Source organism: Enterobacter sp. JMULE2 (assembly GCF_013337145.1).
In the GTDB taxonomy this organism is placed as follows: Bacteria; Pseudomonadota; Gammaproteobacteria; order Enterobacterales; family Enterobacteriaceae; genus Enterobacter; species Enterobacter mori.
In genome coordinates, this window is record NZ_SGWD01000010.1 from 721212 (window position 1) to 738396 (window position 17185).

The 17185-nt window shown below is 58.4% G+C and carries 15 protein-coding genes; 8 read left to right on the forward strand and 7 right to left on the reverse strand.

All coding sequences use genetic code 11. From position 1 onward, the window contains the following. Positions 1-9: 9 nt before the first annotated feature. The 6 genes from EXW94_RS04325 to EXW94_RS04350 form a co-directional block, all read right to left on the reverse strand. Positions 10-1416, reverse strand: a complete 1407-nt coding sequence (locus EXW94_RS04325; RefSeq protein ID WP_174339580.1) for a sucrose-6-phosphate hydrolase — start codon at positions 1414-1416, stop codon at positions 10-12. Further along, entirely contained in the window at positions 1416-2786 is a 1371-nt protein-coding gene (locus tag EXW94_RS04330) for a sucrose-specific PTS transporter subunit IIBC (protein WP_010431297.1), read from the reverse strand. The genes EXW94_RS04325 and EXW94_RS04330 overlap by 1 nt, the downstream gene beginning before the upstream one ends. A gap of 67 nt (positions 2787-2853) precedes the next feature. Then, positions 2854-4371, reverse strand: coding sequence for a carbohydrate porin (locus tag EXW94_RS04335; RefSeq protein ID WP_108417424.1), 1518 nt, complete (start codon positions 4369-4371; stop codon positions 2854-2856). Between the two features lie 169 nt (positions 4372-4540). Beyond that, on the reverse strand, positions 4541-5431 hold the full coding sequence (locus EXW94_RS04340) for an aminoimidazole riboside kinase (RefSeq protein ID WP_174339581.1): 891 nt from the start codon (positions 5429-5431) through the stop codon (positions 4541-4543). A gap of 100 nt (positions 5432-5531) precedes the next feature. After that, positions 5532-6743, reverse strand: a complete 1212-nt coding sequence (locus EXW94_RS04345; RefSeq protein ID WP_174339934.1) for a diguanylate phosphodiesterase — start codon at positions 6741-6743, stop codon at positions 5532-5534. An 88-nt stretch (positions 6744-6831) separates the two neighbouring features. Further along, on the reverse strand, positions 6832-8307 hold the full coding sequence (locus EXW94_RS04350; protein WP_174339582.1) for a carboxylesterase: 1476 nt from the start codon (positions 8305-8307) through the stop codon (positions 6832-6834). Positions 8308-8574: 267 nt separating this feature from the next. Here EXW94_RS04350 and EXW94_RS04355 point away from each other — a divergent pair, with 267 nt between their 5' ends. The 7 genes from EXW94_RS04355 to EXW94_RS04385 are packed head-to-tail and all read left to right on the forward strand — an operon-like array spanning position 8575 to position 15409. Next, on the forward strand, positions 8575-9429 hold the full coding sequence (locus EXW94_RS04355) for a MurR/RpiR family transcriptional regulator (RefSeq protein ID WP_010431311.1): 855 nt from the start codon (positions 8575-8577) through the stop codon (positions 9427-9429). A gap of 12 nt (positions 9430-9441) precedes the next feature. After that, positions 9442-10017: a D-alanyl-D-alanine dipeptidase gene (ddpX, locus tag EXW94_RS04360; RefSeq protein WP_010431314.1), complete on the forward strand. Its 576-nt coding sequence runs from the start codon at positions 9442-9444 to the stop codon at positions 10015-10017. 15 nt (positions 10018-10032) lie between these two features. Continuing rightward, a complete protein-coding gene (locus EXW94_RS04365; protein WP_174339583.1) occupies positions 10033-11565 on the forward strand; it encodes an ABC transporter substrate-binding protein in 1533 nt (510 codons plus the stop codon). A gap of 23 nt (positions 11566-11588) precedes the next feature. Further along, positions 11589-12611 carry an ABC transporter permease gene (locus EXW94_RS04370; RefSeq protein WP_174339584.1) on the forward strand — a complete coding sequence of 341 codons (1023 nt, stop codon included), beginning with the start codon at positions 11589-11591 and terminating at the stop codon, positions 12609-12611. Next, positions 12608-13501, forward strand: a complete 894-nt coding sequence (gene ddpC / locus EXW94_RS04375) for a D,D-dipeptide ABC transporter permease (RefSeq protein WP_108417419.1) — start codon at positions 12608-12610, stop codon at positions 13499-13501. The genes EXW94_RS04370 and ddpC overlap by 4 nt, the downstream gene beginning before the upstream one ends. Beyond that, a complete protein-coding gene (locus tag EXW94_RS04380; protein ID WP_174339585.1) occupies positions 13501-14487 on the forward strand; it encodes an ABC transporter ATP-binding protein in 987 nt (328 codons plus the stop codon). The genes ddpC and EXW94_RS04380 overlap by 1 nt, the downstream gene beginning before the upstream one ends. After that, the gene (locus EXW94_RS04385; protein ID WP_100166613.1) at positions 14480-15409 is read left to right on the forward strand and encodes an ABC transporter ATP-binding protein; all 930 of its coding nucleotides are present in this window, start codon (positions 14480-14482) and stop codon (positions 15407-15409) included. Before EXW94_RS04380 ends, EXW94_RS04385 begins: the two co-directional genes overlap by 8 nt. Here the strand turns inward: EXW94_RS04385 and EXW94_RS04390 are convergent. Continuing rightward, positions 15406-16155, reverse strand: coding sequence for an SDR family oxidoreductase (locus EXW94_RS04390; RefSeq protein WP_174339586.1), 750 nt, complete (start codon positions 16153-16155; stop codon positions 15406-15408). The genes EXW94_RS04385 and EXW94_RS04390 overlap by 4 nt on opposite strands. Positions 16156-16272: 117 nt before the next feature. On the opposite strand from EXW94_RS04390, the gene EXW94_RS04395 reads away from it, so the two are divergent. Beyond that, complete coding sequence (locus EXW94_RS04395; RefSeq protein ID WP_174339587.1) at positions 16273-17178, forward strand: LysR family transcriptional regulator; 906 nt, start codon at positions 16273-16275, stop codon at positions 17176-17178. Positions 17179-17185: the final 7 nt, after the last annotated feature.

The following is a 17185-nucleotide window of genomic DNA, read 5'->3' on the forward strand; positions in this document are numbered from 1 at the left end:
CCAAAACCCCTATTCTATCATGCAGCGGCGCAGCGACCAGTAGCGTAATGTGATGTCGGACGCACCTTCGAAGCACACCTGAGCCGGATGAGCAGGAAAATAGCGGCTGCTCATCACCCCTTCGCCATGATTGATGAAAATCTCAACGCTGGAACGGTCGCACAGCACGCGTAAATGGTTAACGTCACCCAGCCAGTAGCGAGTCAAGGTTTCGCCATTTTTCAGGCTGGCGCGTTCAAGACGCAGCCCCTTCTCATCCCAGCGAAGGCGCATCGCGCCGGCAAAATCCACATTCACACACGCCGTTTCCAGCTCAAACTCAAGACTCGTCGCATTCAGAACGGGCGCACCGCGGGCAGCACCCTGCCACTGACATTCGGTCTCGCGCAGCGTTTCCAGTTCACGAACGGGCGTTTGCCACAGCCTGCCGTCGCGATACCGCAGTTCACGCGGGCAGGTCATCTGGTGGATCCAGCCATGGGCCCGCGTCGGCTGGAGCATCTCTTCCCCGTCCGGCACACCCATCCAGCCAATGAGGATACGCCGACCGTCTTCCGCCAGCGTGGTTTGCGGGGCGTAGAACTCGAACCCGGCGTCCAGTTCATGTAGCTCGCCGTGATCAAACGTCGCGCGCTGGTAGTCAAACGCCCCGCTCATCCAGGTCGCCGGATAGGTATTGAGGTAGCGATGCGGCTCGCGCTCCAGCCCCTGCGGACAGCAGATCAACACGTGCGTCCCGTCGAGGGCGAACAGGTCCGGACACTCCCACATATACCCCGCGTCCGACAGGCCGTTGACGCCGTGACCGGCAATCTCGCCGCAAGGCTGCCAGCGCTGTAAATCACTGGATGTGAACAGCAGCACTTTGCCGTGCTTTTGCACGTCTTGCGCACCCAGCACCATGTACCACTCCCCGTCGTGTTGCCACACCTTCGGGTCGCGGACGTGTCCGGTATAACCGTCCGGCAGCGGCAGCACCGGGCCCCGTTTTTTAAAGCTTCCGTCCGGTTGTTCGACGGCCAGGCACTGCCAGGCGGTGCGGCTGCCGTCGTCAAACTTCACGTTGCCGGTGTAGCACAGCGTCAGTTCGCCGCCGTTGTCCACGGCGCTGCCGGAGTAGCAGCCGTTGCGGTCATATTCTTCATCCGGCATCAGCGCCAGCGGCTCATGCTGCCAGTGCACCAGATCCGCTGAACTCCAGTGTCCCCAGCATTTGTAGCGATGATCGCACTCCAGCGGATTCCACTGATAAAACAGGTGGTAGCGCCCGGCAAACCAGATAAACCCGTTGGGATCGTTCATCAGCCCCGTAACCGGCGCGGCGTGCCACGCGGGGTAATGGCTGTCGGCCAGCGCGCGCGGCTGGCCCTTCATGACGGCCTGCAATATCGCAGGCCAGCGGGAAGCGAAGGTCATTATTCAGAGTCCGTTTTATATTTCAGCAGCAGCGAGACGGTAAACGCCACGCCGAACGCAATCACCATGCCGATAATATAGTTGAGCAGCGAGCTGGCCTGCACAATAGCCATTCCCGGAATAGCTGTCAGGCCAACGGCGGTCATATAGACATGGACCGACACCACCCAGGCACCGCCCACCGCGCCGCCAATCAGCGCGGCGATAAACGGTTTTACAAAGCGCAGGTTGATACCAAAAATGGCCGCTTCGGTGATGCCCAGCATCGCAGAAAACGCCGAGGGTAAGGTAATGGCTTTGATTTTGGCATCTTTGGTCTTGAACCACACCGCCAGACAGGCACCGCCCTGCGCCACGTTCGCCATGGCCCAGATAGGCAGCAGGAAGTTAACACCAATCGACGGGTTACCCAGCAGCCCGGCCTCGATGGCGTGGAAGCTGTGGTGAATACCGGTGATCACAATCACCGAATAAAGCCCACCAAACAGCAGCCCGGCCAGCCAGCCCGCGTGTTCAATGAGCGTGCTCAGGATAAAGGAGATGCCGTCTCCCAGCGCGCGCCCTGCCGGGCCGATAATCAACAGCGCAATAAAGCCGGAGATCACCACGGTCAGGAAAGGCGTCAAAATCAGATCCAGCGCGTCCGGGATCGCGCGGCGCAGATTTTTCTCGACGATGCTCATAAACCAGACGGCCAGCAGCACCGGGAACACCGTGCCCTGATAGCCAATCATGGCGATCTCAAGCCCGAAGAAGTTCATGGTGTGGAAGCCGGACGCCACGCCCCAGGCGTTGGTCAGCGCCGGGTGCGTCAGGATCCCGCCAAGCGTGGCCCCCAGGTAGGGGTTGCCGCCAAATTCGCGTGCGGCGGTGAAGCCAATCAGGATAGGCAGAATGATAAACGCCGCCGAGCTGCACATGTCCAGCATGATGTAGAGCGCGTTGTCCGCGTTAACCCAGCCGTAGGTTTTCACCATCCCGAGCAGCCCCATCAGCAGACCCGAGGCCACAATCGCCGGGATAATCGGCACAAAAATATTGGAGAGCAGACGCGCGATGCGCTGGAACGGGTTGAGCTTGCGCGCCGCGATATCCGCCGCTTCCGACTTGCTGGATTCACTGATACCCGCCGCCTGAATAAACGCCGCGTAAACCTTGTTGACCACGCCCGTGCCAAAAATGACCTGCATCTGCCCGGCGTTACGAAAACAGCCTTTTACACCCTCGACCTTGCCGATAGCCTGCTGATCGGCAAGCGCGTCATCGACCAGCACCAGACGAAGACGCGTTGCGCAGTGGGCGGCGCTGGCGATGTTTTCCTTGCCACCGAGCAGCGGAATAAGCTCGCGGGCGATTTGATTAAAATCCATAGATACCTCTGCCTGACTTCTTTTTTATGATGTGCGAAACGCTCCCGCCAGGCGGGAGCGTGATGGGTTAAAACCAGGTTTCCATCTGAACCCCAAAGTTCCATTCCCCGCCAGCGTTGAAGCCGCTGCTGCCAAAGGCATCATCGCTGGCGTAATTATCCAGTTTGCTGCTCCAGTCCATCCAGGTGGCAAACAGGCGCAGCTCCGGACGGCTGAAGAAATCGCCAATCTTGCCCGCTTTTAACGTCGGGGCGAAGGTCAGCTTGTAGAAGCTGCCGTTGACCGCATTGCGATCCTTGTAGCCTTCCGGGTTTAAGTCCATGTACTGATAGCTGCCCTCGAACGCGAGGGCGAAATTCTGCGTGACCTCTTTGATCAGGCGCGTATTCAGGGTGACCCACTCATAGCTGTCGCCTTTCACGTAGCGGTCCTTGCTGCTCTGCGCCAGCACGGCAGGCGCGATATGCCAGCCACCGCCGAGCGGCGTGACACCGTAACTTGCAAAGCGCCAGGTATCGGCTTCCGACAGCAACGCGCCATCCGAACCGATGCTTTTAACCTCAGCGCCCAGACCGTGGCCGTAGAGCAGCGCCGTTTTGGCGGAACCTTCACGCAGCCCGTAGAAACTCTCGTTATGCAGGCCGACCAGGGCGTGCACGCCGTTGTTCGCCGCATCGGTTTTAATCAGATCGCCGCTGCTGTCTTTACGGTCGTCATTATCCTTCGCGCGTAAGCCGCTGACCATGACCTGGAGCGGACCGGCGAAGTGGTTCATGCTGAGGATGTAATTCTGAACGTTATTGTCGATCTCCTCTTCGCTGCCAAAGTTGCGGCCATAAATCGAGAAGTTGCTGCGCAGGTTCTCGTTCCACTTCACGTCATACACGCCGCCGCCGGTCCCGGCGAGAAACACCACGTCGGAGTCCAGCCAGTGAATGTCAAAGTTATCGCGATCGAATCGTTTACCCGCCCAGAAGGTGCTGCCCTTTAGCGCGCCGGTAAAATCTGGCAGATTTCCCAGTTCGGCAAAGGCCTGACGAATATTGAGATCGCTGGTATCGGCGGACCAGTCGTTATAGGTCTTCTGACCGTCGGCAAGCATTGCCTTGAAGCGGGTGGTCGCCCCGCTGTCGAGCGTCTGTTTGTGCTCCACGTTCAGCTCAACGTAGGTGTCTGCTTCGTTACCCAGACGCCCTACCGCACCACCGGTTTCCCCGGCTGGCGTCAGGTATGGCCCACTTTTACTGCTGGAGGCCGCGTCGTTCATCAGCAGCCCCGAACGGGCGTAGCCGTGGAACTCAAACCCGCTGCTCTGGTCGGCTTTTTTCTCCAGCACCGTCGTACGTTGCGCCACCGCCTGAGTGGTGGTTTGCGCCTGCTGCTGTGCCGCCACCAGCTGCTGCGTTTTTTGCTCCGCCGCCGTGGCGCGTTTCTCGGCAACCTGTGCGCGGGTTTCCGCAGCCTGGAGGCGCTGCTCCATCGCGGCAAGGCGCGCTTCAATGCTTGTCATATCCGTTTGGGCAAAAACAGAGGTACTGCCGGCCAGCATGCCTATCATCACGGCAAGTCTGCGTTTTTTATACATTTTGTCGCATCCCTAAAAGAATTTATAAAAAGTGCTAAATTGCTAAACCGGTTTAGGTTGCTGATACTAAACCGGTGAAATTTGGATCGGCAATGTTTTTTGCTAAACCGATTTAGTTTGTGTGATCGAGGCGACAATTCAGGCCGCCGACGGGCGGCCATGGGGGGAATTACAGTTCGTGATGGTAAGGCAGCGCGGTCATTGCGCCTTTCGCCGTCGTGGCTAACGCGCCGCAGCGCTGCGCGAGTCCGATGACCGGGACAAGTTCCTGACCGGCGGCCAGTCCGTAGAGAAGACCGGCCACGAAGGCATCACCTGCTCCGGTCGTATCGACACACTCCACGGAGGTTGCCGGATAGTGTTTCACGGCGCCATCATGCCAGGCGATAACGCCCTCTTTGCCCAGCGTGACCAGAACCAGACAGGCCGGACAGCGGCGCATAAGTGACTCCAGCCCGGTTTTTACCTCAGCGTCATGGGTTAAAAACGTCAGCTCCTCAACGGAGAGTTTGACCACGTCTGCGTGCTGCAAAGCCAGTTCGAGGCAGCGGCGAAGTTCGTTCTCATCAGCCCAGAGATCCGGGCGAATATTGGGGTCGAAACTGACGTAACCACCCGCCTCCCTGATGGAGGTCATCGCCTGAAACGCCGCTGAGCGGCTCGGTTCTGCGCTTAAGGCGATGGAGCAGACGTGCAGCCACTCACCGGCGCTGAAGGACGGCAGATCGGCGGGTTCCAGAAACAAATCGGCGCTCGGGCGCACCATGAAGGTAAACGAGCGTTCGCCATGGTCATCCAGATCGACAACCACTGTGGAGGTACGATGCGCAGGGTCAAGGCGCATCTGCCGCACCTCAACCTTCTCATCAGCTAATATCTGATACATAAAGCGGCCAAAAGGATCGTCGCCCACTCTGCCGATAAACGCGCTGTTTCCCCCCAGCCGCGCAACGCCAACCGCCACGTTTGCCGGTGCGCCGCCAGGGCATTGCAATAACCTGCCTTCCCCATCTGGCAGGAGATCCACTACGGCATCACCAAGAACCCAGATCTTTTTCATGTCATCCTCTTTGCTAAACAATGTTAAACCGTTTTAGCTATTTAAGCACAGCCTGGCATGAGGGGGAAATAGTCGAGGAGGAAATGTATGGAATGTGCGATCACCGCGTCATATGCGGCCAGTTAATATCAGATACGCCATTCAGCTGTGGGCGTGCAAACAAAAAGCCCTGAAAACGGCGTATTCCGGCAGACTCAAGCCAGAACCACTCTTCGAGCTTCTCGATGCCTTCGGCCACCAGGGTAATTTCAAGGTCGGTACAGCAGCTGATGATTGAGCGCACAATCGCCTGCTTCGGACCGCTTAGGTGAATATTGCTGACAATCTCCCGGTCGATTTTAATTTTATCCGGCTGGAATCGGGTCAGCAGAGAAAGTCCGGCATAGCCAGAGCCAAAATCGTCAATGGCCAGACCAATCCCTTCTGCACGCAGCTGTTTAATGGCGCTGTTAAACTGATTGAAACCGGAAATCATCTCGTTTTCGGTCACTTCGATGATGACCTGTTCAGGCTGTAAACCGTACCTGCCGATCTGTTCGACCAAAAACTCAACCGCGCCAGGCACATTCACCAGCGACATTGGCAGCAGGTTCACTGCAAGTTTGTGACTCCCGATCCCCAGTTTTTCGGCCAGCGCGAAGGCATAGGCTTTGGTTTGCAGATCGACCTCGTAAATCTTATCCGGGTCGAGAGCATTGAAGAAATGCTCCGGGCTTCCGCCGTCATTTCCGCGGATCAGCGCTTCAAAAGAGCTAATTTTGCCTTCCGAGGGCTCGACAATCGGCTGAAGGGCAAACTGGCAGGGCTGATCGGCAAACAGCCCCAGGCCGTGACGAAAAACCGTGCTCTCGCGGGAAAGCGTCCATTTCTCCGGTTCGTAATGCGAGCCAGACGATGTCGATTTACTGCCGGTAATAAACGACTGGATAAATTTAAACACCCGATCGTCAGATGTCAGATAACTCTCGAGCTTGCTGTAATGCAGAACTGATTCCAGAACCTCTTTCTGCGACTGGACCTGCAGATCGAACAGCAGCATGCCGACGTTGTCGAAACGTCGGCGCGGACCGTAATCCCGCATGAGTTCCACCACGTCTGCATGCCGTTTATCTTCGCGGATCTTATGGAAGAGCTTCACCACGCTCTCTTCCTTCCCTTCGAGAAGTGGCAGAATTTCGCTTCCGTTCGAGAGAAGAATACCGGTGATGTTCTCCCCCGTATTACGGATCCTGGCCTTTTCAACCAGCGCGCTGAGCTCTGCAGTGCTGCAGGATAAATTCCACTGGCTTCGATAAATGAGAGTAGTAAGCACAGAATCGGGGTCCGGATATAAGGTAAACGTCTGAACGTTACTGTTTAACATACTTCCCCCTTGCGGCCTAATCTATTCATTAAACCAATTAATTCCCCTCAATGCGCCCGTTAATCCGCGCCTGCATATAGTCGTAAAACGGATTCGACGTGACCCGCATGAGCGCATCCTTCCCGACGCTAAGAACCGAGGTCTCGCCCCACAGCGCAATGGTCCCCAGGCTAATGCCATAGCGGTTTTTGACCTCCGGATGACGGCCATACAGATCATCTTCAGGAGGGAACGGGATGGCCACATGCGAGAGCGAATAGACCTCTTGCGGATACGGAGTGGAGAGCGGAACTACCGTTTCACGCGTACTCTCCGCAGGCGTAATCTTAGCAACCGTGTCATCACTGTCTGCCCTGCGATTGGTCACCACCGTGACACTGTAACGCCTTTTTGCCGCAGGCAGGAGATCGGCAAGCGCTGTCCATGAAGAGGGTTTAAACAACGGACGGAAGCTCGCCGCCTGGTTAATATCAAATACCACCAGTTCACTGCCGTTTGCCGGAAGCTGGTCGAACAGCCCCGTCACCACCGCCCGGGTACTGACCGTAGAGTCCATGATGGACTGAAACGCTATCACCGGCGAGAGCTGGTCGAGGCGGTGGATCTGCGCATCATGGCTAAGCTGCTGCTGCAACGCCTGCGTCAGTAACCACGACTGTCGCGCCGCGTTCACCGGAAACGAATTATATTTGTAAGGGTTATATTCTGGAGCAATGTTGAGCCACGCGGCTTTGGCAAATGCCGGTAACATCGCGGGTAGTCCGGCGAATCCGGCAAAACGGGCGAACGCCGTAACGCCAATCATGGGTGACAGCAGAACCAGCTGCTGAGGTTTGCGCAGCGTCGGGGCGTCGAGCGCATCAAGGGCATACTTCATGGCCAGCGCCCCGCCGTTGGAATACCCCACCAGATGCAGCGGCACCGCATCTCCCGCCAGACGCGTCGCTTCACGTACGGCAAGCCGCGTCGCCGCCATCCACATCTCCCAGTCGACATCCGTTAACGCACCGGGCGCGGTGCCATGACCGGGCAGGCGCGGAACAACGGCGACAAAGCCGTGCTGCTGATAGTTAACCGCAAGGTGTTTTACGCTGTAAGGCGAATCCGTCAGTCCGTGAAGCAGCACCACCGCTCCGCGTGGTTTGCCTTTTGGCATCAGCACAAATGAACGGTTGGCATCGGGTGAAAACTGTCCTGGCCATACCAGGCTCTGGCGGTTGTAGCGGTTAAGGGGGGTCTGCTCTTCTGCTTCCGTTTTCGCCGTCACCTCGTTTTCCAGCGCGCTGAAAATGGCGTTTTCGCGGGTCAGGTACTGGGCGAAATTTGCCTTGTCCATCTCCTGGACGGACATTTCATCCGCGCGCCAGGTATGCCAGCGGTGCAGTTCCGGCCCCTGCTGCGAGAGATAAACCCGCACGGCGAGCAGTACAAACAGGATAATCCCCAACACCAGGATACTTTTCTTTGCGAACGCGATCAGCCGCACGCTGACACGCCAGGGCCAATTCGCCATGCCGATTTTCCTTTCCAGCTCAGTGTCCTTCAATCTTAACAAAAATGTGAAGGCACTGACGTATTCACCAAAATCATTCTCCTCCGCTTCGACCAATGCACCAAAAGTGAACTACGCTGCACAAATGTTGATCATTGGTTAAACAAATATTGCATTAACTTTGCTGCATAGCGGGTTTTACCCGCTCTGTGAACATGGCACGCGTCCTGCATTGTTAATCAGATAACAAAAAATCGGCAATTGACAGCCAGTTAACAGCGAGGCGGTATGACGACACAACCTGAAGTGCTGAGCCGTATCGAAGCGACCTTCAGTCAGCTCACGCCAAGCGAAAAGCGGGTGGCAAGCTGGATGCTGGCGCACGCCGCGCAGATCCCCTTTGAAACGGCAGAAAGCGTGGCGCTGATTACCGGGACCAGCGGGATCACCGTCGGGCGCTTCCTGCGCAAGCTGGGCTACCGCAATCTGGACGATGCCAAAAAAAGCCTGCGCGACCCTTATCAGCCCTGGGGCATGAACGAGCGTCTTGACTCGTGGCAGCAGCAGCAACCGCTGTCGGACCGCGTTCAGCACTCGCTTTCCCTGGAAATCGACGCGATTACGCAGGTGTACCAGCTGGCGCAAAGCGAGGCCTTCAGGCAGGTGGTCCATCAGCTTGCCCGTGCAGACGCGGTTTTTGTGCTGGGTATTCAGTCGACGCGCGGGATCGCTAATGCGTTCTTCAGCCATCTGGAATATCTGCGCCCGCGCGTGAGCTACTCAGAAGGGTTATCCGGCAGTTGGGTGGAGTCCCTGAACTCCGGATTTGCGAACCCCTACGTGGTGCTGACCGATACCCGCGCCTACTCCGCTATCGCCCGTCAGTACTGTCGCGTCGCGAGTGAAAAAGGCATTCCGATGGCGCTCATTACCGATATCTGGTGTCCGTGGGCGCGGGATTACCCTATCGATTTACTGCAGGTGAAAACCGATACCGGACACTTCTGGGATTCACTTGCCCCCGTCAGTTGCCTGTTCAACCTGCTGCTCTCGGGCGTGGTGGAAGCACTGGGTGAAGCGCTGCCGGAACGCCTCGCGGTAAACCGGCAGCTACAACAAGAGTTTGGTCAATTCGAACGCTAAAGGAGTGGATCAATGTCCGACGAGTATCAACTGGTTGATGTGGCGAAGACGTTTCCCGCGCTGCATATCGATCTTAAATACGCCACCGATGACAACATCACCGGCAGGCCGATTTATCAGGAAGCGCGATGCTTGCTGCATACCGATGCGGCTACCGCGTTAGCGAAATCGATCGGCATTGCTACCCTGGCCGGACTGAAACTGGTGGTCTACGACGCCTACCGTCCGCAGGAGGCCCAGGCGCAGCTGTGGGATGCCTGCCCAAACCCGGAATACGTGGTTGATGTGGCCATTGGCTCGAACCACAGCCGGGGGACCGCCATCGACGTCACCTTGATGGATGAACGGGGTCACGTGCTGGATATGGGCGCCGGGTTTGACGAAATGCACGACCGCTCGCATCCGTATCACCCTTCCGTACCGCCGCAGGCACAGCGCAACCGCCTGCTGCTCAACGCCATTATGTTTGGCGGCGGATTCGTGGGCATCAGCAGCGAATGGTGGCATTTCGAGCTGCCAAACGCCGCAGGCTACCCGCTGTTAGACGATCAATTTCCCTGTTTTTCGACCACACACGCTGCACGTTAATACTGGAGCCCGGCCATGAAAAAAACGCTTCTGACCACGCTGATCGCCGCTACGCTGGCGTTAACTTCTACCGCTGCACTGGCAGCCGTCCCCAAAGATATGCTGGTGATTGGTAAGGCGGCCGATCCGCAAACCCTCGACCCGGCGGTGACAATTGATAACAACGACTGGACGGTCACCTACCCGTCCTATCAACGTCTGGTGAAATACAAGCCGGGCACGACCGAGGTGGAAGGCGATCTGTCGACGGGCTGGAAAGCGTCCGACGACCAGAAAGAGTGGACATTTACCCTGACGGACAACGCCAGATTCTCCGACGGTACGCCGGTCACCGCCGAGGCGGTCAAGCTTTCCTTCGAACGTCTGCTGAAAATCGCTCAGGGCCCGTCGGAAGCCTTCCCGAAAGATCTCAAGATTGATGCGGTTGATGAACACACGGTGAAATTTACCCTCAGCCAGCCGTTTGCCCCCTTCCTCTATACGCTGGCGAACGACGGGGCCTCCATCATTAACCCGGCGGCGCTGAAAGCCAATTTCGCCGATGATGCACGCGGTTTTCTGGCGCAGAACACGGCGGGATCTGGCCCGTTTATGCTGAAAAGCTGGCAGAAAGGCCAGCAGCTGGTGCTGGTACCGAACCCACACTGGCCGGGCGACAAGCCGCATTTTAAGCGCGTGTCGGTGAAGATCATTGGCGAGAGCGCATCGCGCCGCCTGCAGCTTTCCCGTGGCGATCTGGACATCGCCGACTCTCTGCCGGTGGATCAGCTTTCCGCCCTCAAGCAGGAAGGCAAAGTGACCGTCGCGGAATACCCGTCCCTGCGCGTGACCTATCTCTATCTGAACAACAGCAAAGCGCCGATGAACCAGGCTGATTTACGCCGGGCAGTCTCCTGGGCGACGGACTATCAGGGGATGGTGAAAGGTATTCTGAGCGGCAACGGCAAGCAGATGCGCGGGCCGATCCCGGACGGCATGTGGGGCTATGACGCCACCGCCATGCAGTACAGCTTTGACGAGGCCAAAGCCAAAGCAGCGCTGGAAAAAGTGAAGGATAAACCCGCCAGCCTGACGTTCCTCTATTCCGACAACGATCCGAACTGGGAGCCGATCGCCCTCTCCACTCAGGCGAGCCTCGGCAAGCTCGGGATTAACGTCAAGCTGGAGAAACTGGCCAACGCCACCATGCGCGACCGCGTGGGCAAAGGCGATTACGACATCGCCATCGGCAACTGGAGCCCGGACTTTGCCGACCCGTATATGTTCATGAACTACTGGTTCGAATCGGACAAAAAAGGGCTGCCGGGCAACCGCTCGTTCTATGAGAACAAAGAGGTCGATGCCCTGCTTCAGGCGGCGCTGAAAACCACTGACCAGGCCGAGCGCACCAAAGACTACCAGCAGGCGCAAAAAGTGGTGATTGACGAGGCGGCCTACGTTTATCTGTTCCAGAAAAACTACCAGCTGGCGATGAACAAAGAGGTCAAAGGCTTCACCTTTAATCCGATGCTCGAGCAGGTGTTTAACATCGCCACCATGAGCAAGTAGCGGCTCTCGCCGGGGGAAAATGTATGACGTTCTGGAGCATTCTGCGCCAGCGCTGCTGGGGGTTACTCCTGGTGGTGGCCGGTGTCTGTATTATCACCTTTGTTATTTCACACATGATCCCCGGCGATCCGGCCCGCCTGCTGGCCGGTGATCGCGCCAGCGACGAAATGGTCCAGAGCATCCGCCAGCAGCTGGGGCTGGACCAGCCGCTCTGGGTCCAGTTTGGTCGCTACGTGGACGCGCTGGCGCACGGTGATTTAGGCACTTCCATCCGCACGGGGCGGCCGGTGGCGGAAGATTTGAAGGCCTTTTTTCCCGCCACGCTGGAACTGGCCTTTTGCTCCCTGCTGCTGGCGCTGGTGATTGGCGTGCCGCTGGGCATTTTATCCGCGGTCTACCGTAACCGCTGGCTGGACCACCTGGTGCGGCTGATGGCGATGACCGGCATCTCCACGCCCGCGTTTTGGCTGGGGCTGGGGGTGATTGTGCTGTTCTACGGACAACTGCAAATTCTCCCGGGCGGCGGCAGGCTGGATGACTGGCTCGATCCGCCCATGCACGTGACCGGGTTTTATCTGCTGGATGCGCTGCTGGAGGGCAACGGCGAGGTGTTCTTCAACGCGCTGCAGCACCTGATTCTCCCCTCGCTCACCCTGGCGTTTGTTCACCTGGGGATTGTAGCGCGACAGGTTCGCTCGGCGATGCTGGAGCAGCTTAGCGAGGATTATATCCGCACCGCCCGCGCCAGCGGCCTGCCGGGCTGGTACATCGTCCTGCGCTATGCCCTGCCCAATGCGATGATCCCGTCAATTACGGTGCTCGGGCTGGCGCTGGGCGATCTACTTTACGGTGCGGTGCTGACCGAAACCGTCTTTGCCTGGCCGGGAATGGGTGCCTGGGTGGTGACCTCTATTCAGGCGCTGGATTTCCCGGCAGTAATGGGCTTCGCGGTGGTGGTGTCGCTGGCGTATGTCTTCGTCAATCTGGTGGTGGATCTGCTTTATCTGTGGATTGACCCACGAATCGGGCGCGGAGGTGCCGAATGATGTTAACTCAGGAAACGTCCGTCCCCGTAAAACCCGCAAAGCAGCGCATCAACTGGGCAAAGCTGTTCTGGATGCTGCGCCAAAGCCCGCTCACGCTGATTGGCGGCGTAATAATGCTGCTGATGCTGGCGCTGATGGTGACATCACCGTGGATCGTACCGCACGACCCGAACGCGCTCGACCTGACCGCCCGCCTGCAGGCACCGTCTGCGCAACACTGGTTTGGCACCGATGAAGTGGGCCGCGATCTGTTCAGCCGGGTGCTGATTGGCAGCCAGCAGTCCATAACCGCAGGGTTAGCCGTGGTGGCGATCGCGGGCGGTATTGGCTCGCTGCTCGGCTGTCTGTCCGGCGTGCTGGGCGGACGCGGTGACGCCATTATCATGCGGATCATGGACATTATGCTCTCCATCCCTTCGCTGGTGCTGACGATGGCGCTGGCCGCCGCGCTCGGCCCGAGCCTGTTTAACGCCATGCTGGCGATTGCGATTGTGCGCATTCCGTTTTATGTCCGCCTGGCGCGCGGGCAAACGCTGGTGGTGCGCCAGTTTACCTACGTGCAGGCCGCACGTACCTTTGGCGCTTCGCGATGGCACTTGATCAGCTGGCACATCCTGCGCAACGCCCTGCCGCCGCTGATTGTGCAGGCCTCACTGGATATCGGCAGCGCGATCCTGATGGCCGCCACGCTGGGCTTCATTGGTTTAGGCGCGCAGCAACCCACCGCCGAATGGGGTGCGATGGTCGCCGTTGGCCGCAACTACGTGCTTGACCAGTGGTGGTACTGCGCCTTTCCGGGCGCGGCGATTCTGATCACCGCTGTCGGTTTTAACCTGTTTGGCGATGGGATCCGCGACCTGCTGGATCCGAAATCGGGAGGAAAGCAGTGATGAGTGATGCCGTTTTAGCGATAGAAGATGTACACCTGAGCTTCCCGATTTTTCGCGGAGACGTTCATGCGCTTAACCACGTTTCGCTGGAGATCAAACGCGGGGAAATCGTCGGCGTGGTGGGCGAGTCCGGCTCGGGCAAATCGGTGACGGCGATGCTGGCGATGCGCCTGCTGCCGGAAGGCAGCTACCGTGTTCATCACGGAAAGGTCACTTTGCTGGGTGAAGACGTGCTGAACGCCACGGAAAAACAGCTTCGCCAGTGGCGCGGCGCGAAGGTGGCGATGATTTTTCAGGAGCCGATGACGGCCCTCAATCCCACCCGGCGCATCGGCAAACAGATGGTGGAGGTGATCCGCCAGCATCAGTCCCTTTCCCGACGGGAGGCACAGCAAAAAGCCATCAGCCTGCTGGAGGAGATGCAAATTCCCGACGCGGCCAGAGTGATGGAGCGCTATCCGTTTGAGCTTTCCGGCGGCATGCGTCAGCGGGTGATGATTGCCCTTGCCTTCTCCTGCGAGCCGGAGCTTATCGTTGCGGATGAGCCCACCACCGCGCTGGATGTGACCGTCCAGCTGCAGGTGCTGCGGTTACTGAAGCATAAAGCGCGCGCCAGCGGTACCTCGGTGCTGTTTATCAGCCACGATATGGCGGTGGTATCGCAGCTTTGTGACCGGATGTACGTGATGTATGCAGGTAGCGTGATAGAGAGCGGTGCCACGCAGACGTTAATTCATCATCCCGTTCATCCCTATTCCATCGGCCTGCTACAGTGCGCACCGGAAAACGGCCAACCTCGCGATGTTCTACCCGCCATTCCCGGCACGGTACCCAACCTCAGCCAACTTCCGCGCGGGTGTGCATTTCGCGAGCGCTGCTTTGCCGCTGGCGCGAAATGCGGCGAAACGCCCCGCCTGATGCCACATGGCGCTGAAGGTCAACAGGCGGCATGCTGGTACCCGCAACAGGGGGCACACCATGTCTGACATTCTGCTGGAACTGAACAGCGTGCACGTGAACTTTACCGCGCGCAAAAACTGGCTTGGGCGCGTTACCGAGCAGGTTCACGCCCTCAACGGGCTGGATCTCCAGCTCCATCGGGGCGAAACGCTGGGCATTGTCGGAGAGTCCGGCTGCGGCAAAAGCACGCTGGCGCAGCTGCTGATGGGGATGCTCAAACCCAGTACCGGCGTTTGCCAGCGGACACACCATGCTGGCGATATGCAGATGGTGTTTCAGGATCCGCTCTCGTCGCTCGATCCGCGCTTGCCGGTCTGGCGGATTATCACCGAGCCGGTGTGGGTGCAAAAACGCAGCAGCGTACGTGAACGTCGCCAGCTTGCTGAGGATCTGGCGCTGCAGGTCGGGATTCGTCCGGAATACCTCGACAGGCTTCCCCACGCGTTTTCGGGGGGCCAGCGCCAGCGCATCGCCATCGCTCGTGCGCTCTCGTCCGATCCTGACGTCATCGTGCTGGATGAACCCACCAGCGCGCTGGATATCTCCGTGCAGGCGCAGATCCTCAATCTGCTGATCAAGCTGCAGCAGCAGCGCAATCTCACCTATGTGCTGATCTCGCATAACGTCTCGGTGGTCCGGCACATGAGCGACCGCGTGGCGGTGATGTATCTGGGGCAAATCGTTGAGCTGGGAAGCGCCGCGCAGGTTCTGGGGGATCCTCAGCACCCGTATACCCGGCTGCTGCTGGACTCCGTCCCGAAAACCGGCGTGCCGCTGGATGAAGCGCTGGCGCTGCGTAAAACGGACCTTCCGGGTAACCGCCATCTGCCTGAAGGGTGTTATTTTCGCGACCGCTGCCCGATGGCAACGCAGGGGTGTGAACGTCCTCAACCGTTACAGCCCTCGCGTGAGGGCCGAAACGTGCGCTGCTGGCGAAATGCGGGTTAGATTTGCGCCATTCCGCCGTCGACAAACAGCTCGACGGCATTAATAAAGCTGGCCGCGTCGGAGGCCAGAAACGCCACAGCTTTACCGACCTCTCCCGGTGCCCCTAAGCGGCCCAGCGGAACCTGAGCGGCCAGCGCGTCGTAAAGCCCCTGGCGCTGGGATTCTGGCACCAGGTCACCCAGTCCTGGGGTTTTGACCGGACCAGGGCTGACGACGTTGACGCGAATGCCCCGCCCCTGCAAATCCAGTGCCCAGGAGCGGGCAAAGTTACGCACGGCGGCCTTACTGGCGCTGTACACGCTGAAGTTGGCGGTCCCTTTCACCGACACGGTCGACCCCGTAAGGATGATGGATGAGCCGGTGACCAACAGCGGCAGCGCTTTTTGTACCGTAAACAGTACGCCCCGCACGTTAATGCCGAAGATCCGGTCAAACTGCTCTTCGGTGATGGCCCCGAGCGGCAGCATGTCCCCGCCGCCTGCGTTAGCAAACAGGATATCCAGGTGACCTGATTCCTGTGCAATTTGGGCGTAGACCCGGTCGAGATCGGCAAGCGAAGAGACGTCTGCACGGATACCCACGGCAGCGGCACCGACGCTGGTGACAGCGGCATCCAGCTCGGCCTGGCGGCGACCGGTGATATAGACCTTAGCACCCTGTGCCGCCAGCTCCTGCGCGGTTGCCAGACCAATACCTGTGCTGCCGCCGGTCACCAGTGCGATTTTTCCTGCGAGCGTTGTGTTCATTGTATTCACCTTTAATGAGGGGGTTGGGTTGAACACACTTTAGCGCTGGCGTTATTGGTGAAAAATGGGCAAAAATGAAAATGACTATTCACACAGAGAAATAATCCAGGGGATCGCATGGATCAATTACTGGCGATGCGGGCGTTTACGCGAGTCGTCGAATCCGGCAGCTTCACGCGTGCGGCAGATTCTCTGAACATGCCGATCGCCACGCTGAGCAAGCTGGTTAAATCGCTGGAAACGCATCTGGAAACGAGGCTGCTGCACCGGACGACCCGCCGCGTCGTGACGACGCTGGAAGGGACGGAATACTATGAAAAAGCCATGCGGGTGCTGATTGATATTGAGGATATCGACACCTCGTTTCGCGCCTCCTGCTGTACGCCCAAAGGGCATTTGCGTATTGACGTCGGCGGCTCCACCGCGCGTGACGTGCTTATCCCCCTGCTGCCGGACTTTATGCAGCGGTATCCGGATATTCGCATCGATCTGGGCGTGGCTGACCGACCGGTAGATTTGATAGGCGGTAACGTGGACTGCGTGATCCGCGGTGGCCCGCTTGATGATTCAACGCTGATCGCCCGCCGCATCGGGGAGGCGGAAAGGGTGACCTGTGCGTCACCCGACTATTTGAAGCGTCACGGCATTCCCGGGTACCCGCAAGAGCTGCGCAATGGGCACAAGCTGGTGAGCTATCTCTCACCCGTAACCGGACGGGCGTTTCCTTTTCGCTTCAGAGAAAACGGCGAGGCGCTGGACATCAGCGTGCCGCACTATCTTGGAGTAAACGAAAGCAATGCGCACCTGGCGGCGGCGGTCGCGGGGCTGGGAATTATTCAGACGTTTGGCTACGCGGCCCGTTCCTCTTTGAGAACCGGAGCGTTAGTTGAAATCCTTCATGAATGGCGTCCTGCGGATTATCCTTTTCACGTGGTTTATCCGCAGAACCGGCATCTGACGCATCGCCTGCGGGCATTTATTACGTGGCTGGGTGACGTGTTCCCGACAGCGTTGAAGGGCTAGCCGGGCG

What these genes read in the sequence shown, in the direction of transcription:
- EXW94_RS04325 (WP_174339580.1), bottom strand. Translation starts at nt 1,416, where the DNA reads ATGACCTTCGCTTCCCGCTGGCCTGCGATATTGCAGGCCGTCATGAAG.
- EXW94_RS04330 (WP_010431297.1), bottom strand. Translation starts at nt 2,786, where the DNA reads ATGGATTTTAATCAAATCGCCCGCGAGCTTATTCCGCTGCTCGGTGGC.
- EXW94_RS04335 (WP_108417424.1), bottom strand. Translation starts at nt 4,371, where the DNA reads ATGTATAAAAAACGCAGACTTGCCGTGATGATAGGCATGCTGGCCGGC.
- EXW94_RS04340 (WP_174339581.1), bottom strand. Translation starts at nt 5,431, where the DNA reads ATGAAAAAGATCTGGGTTCTTGGTGATGCCGTAGTGGATCTCCTGCCA.
- EXW94_RS04350 (WP_174339582.1), bottom strand. Translation starts at nt 8,307, where the DNA reads ATGGCGAATTGGCCCTGGCGTGTCAGCGTGCGGCTGATCGCGTTCGCA.
- EXW94_RS04355 (WP_010431311.1), top strand. Translation starts at nt 8,575, where the DNA reads ATGACGACACAACCTGAAGTGCTGAGCCGTATCGAAGCGACCTTCAGT.
- ddpX (WP_010431314.1), top strand. Translation starts at nt 9,442, where the DNA reads ATGTCCGACGAGTATCAACTGGTTGATGTGGCGAAGACGTTTCCCGCG.
- EXW94_RS04365 (WP_174339583.1), top strand. Translation starts at nt 10,033, where the DNA reads ATGAAAAAAACGCTTCTGACCACGCTGATCGCCGCTACGCTGGCGTTA.
- EXW94_RS04370 (WP_174339584.1), top strand. Translation starts at nt 11,589, where the DNA reads ATGACGTTCTGGAGCATTCTGCGCCAGCGCTGCTGGGGGTTACTCCTG.
- ddpC (WP_108417419.1), top strand. Translation starts at nt 12,608, where the DNA reads ATGATGTTAACTCAGGAAACGTCCGTCCCCGTAAAACCCGCAAAGCAG.
- EXW94_RS04380 (WP_174339585.1), top strand. Translation starts at nt 13,501, where the DNA reads ATGAGTGATGCCGTTTTAGCGATAGAAGATGTACACCTGAGCTTCCCG.
- EXW94_RS04385 (WP_100166613.1), top strand. Translation starts at nt 14,480, where the DNA reads ATGTCTGACATTCTGCTGGAACTGAACAGCGTGCACGTGAACTTTACC.
- EXW94_RS04390 (WP_174339586.1), bottom strand. Translation starts at nt 16,155, where the DNA reads ATGAACACAACGCTCGCAGGAAAAATCGCACTGGTGACCGGCGGCAGC.
- EXW94_RS04395 (WP_174339587.1), top strand. Translation starts at nt 16,273, where the DNA reads ATGGATCAATTACTGGCGATGCGGGCGTTTACGCGAGTCGTCGAATCC.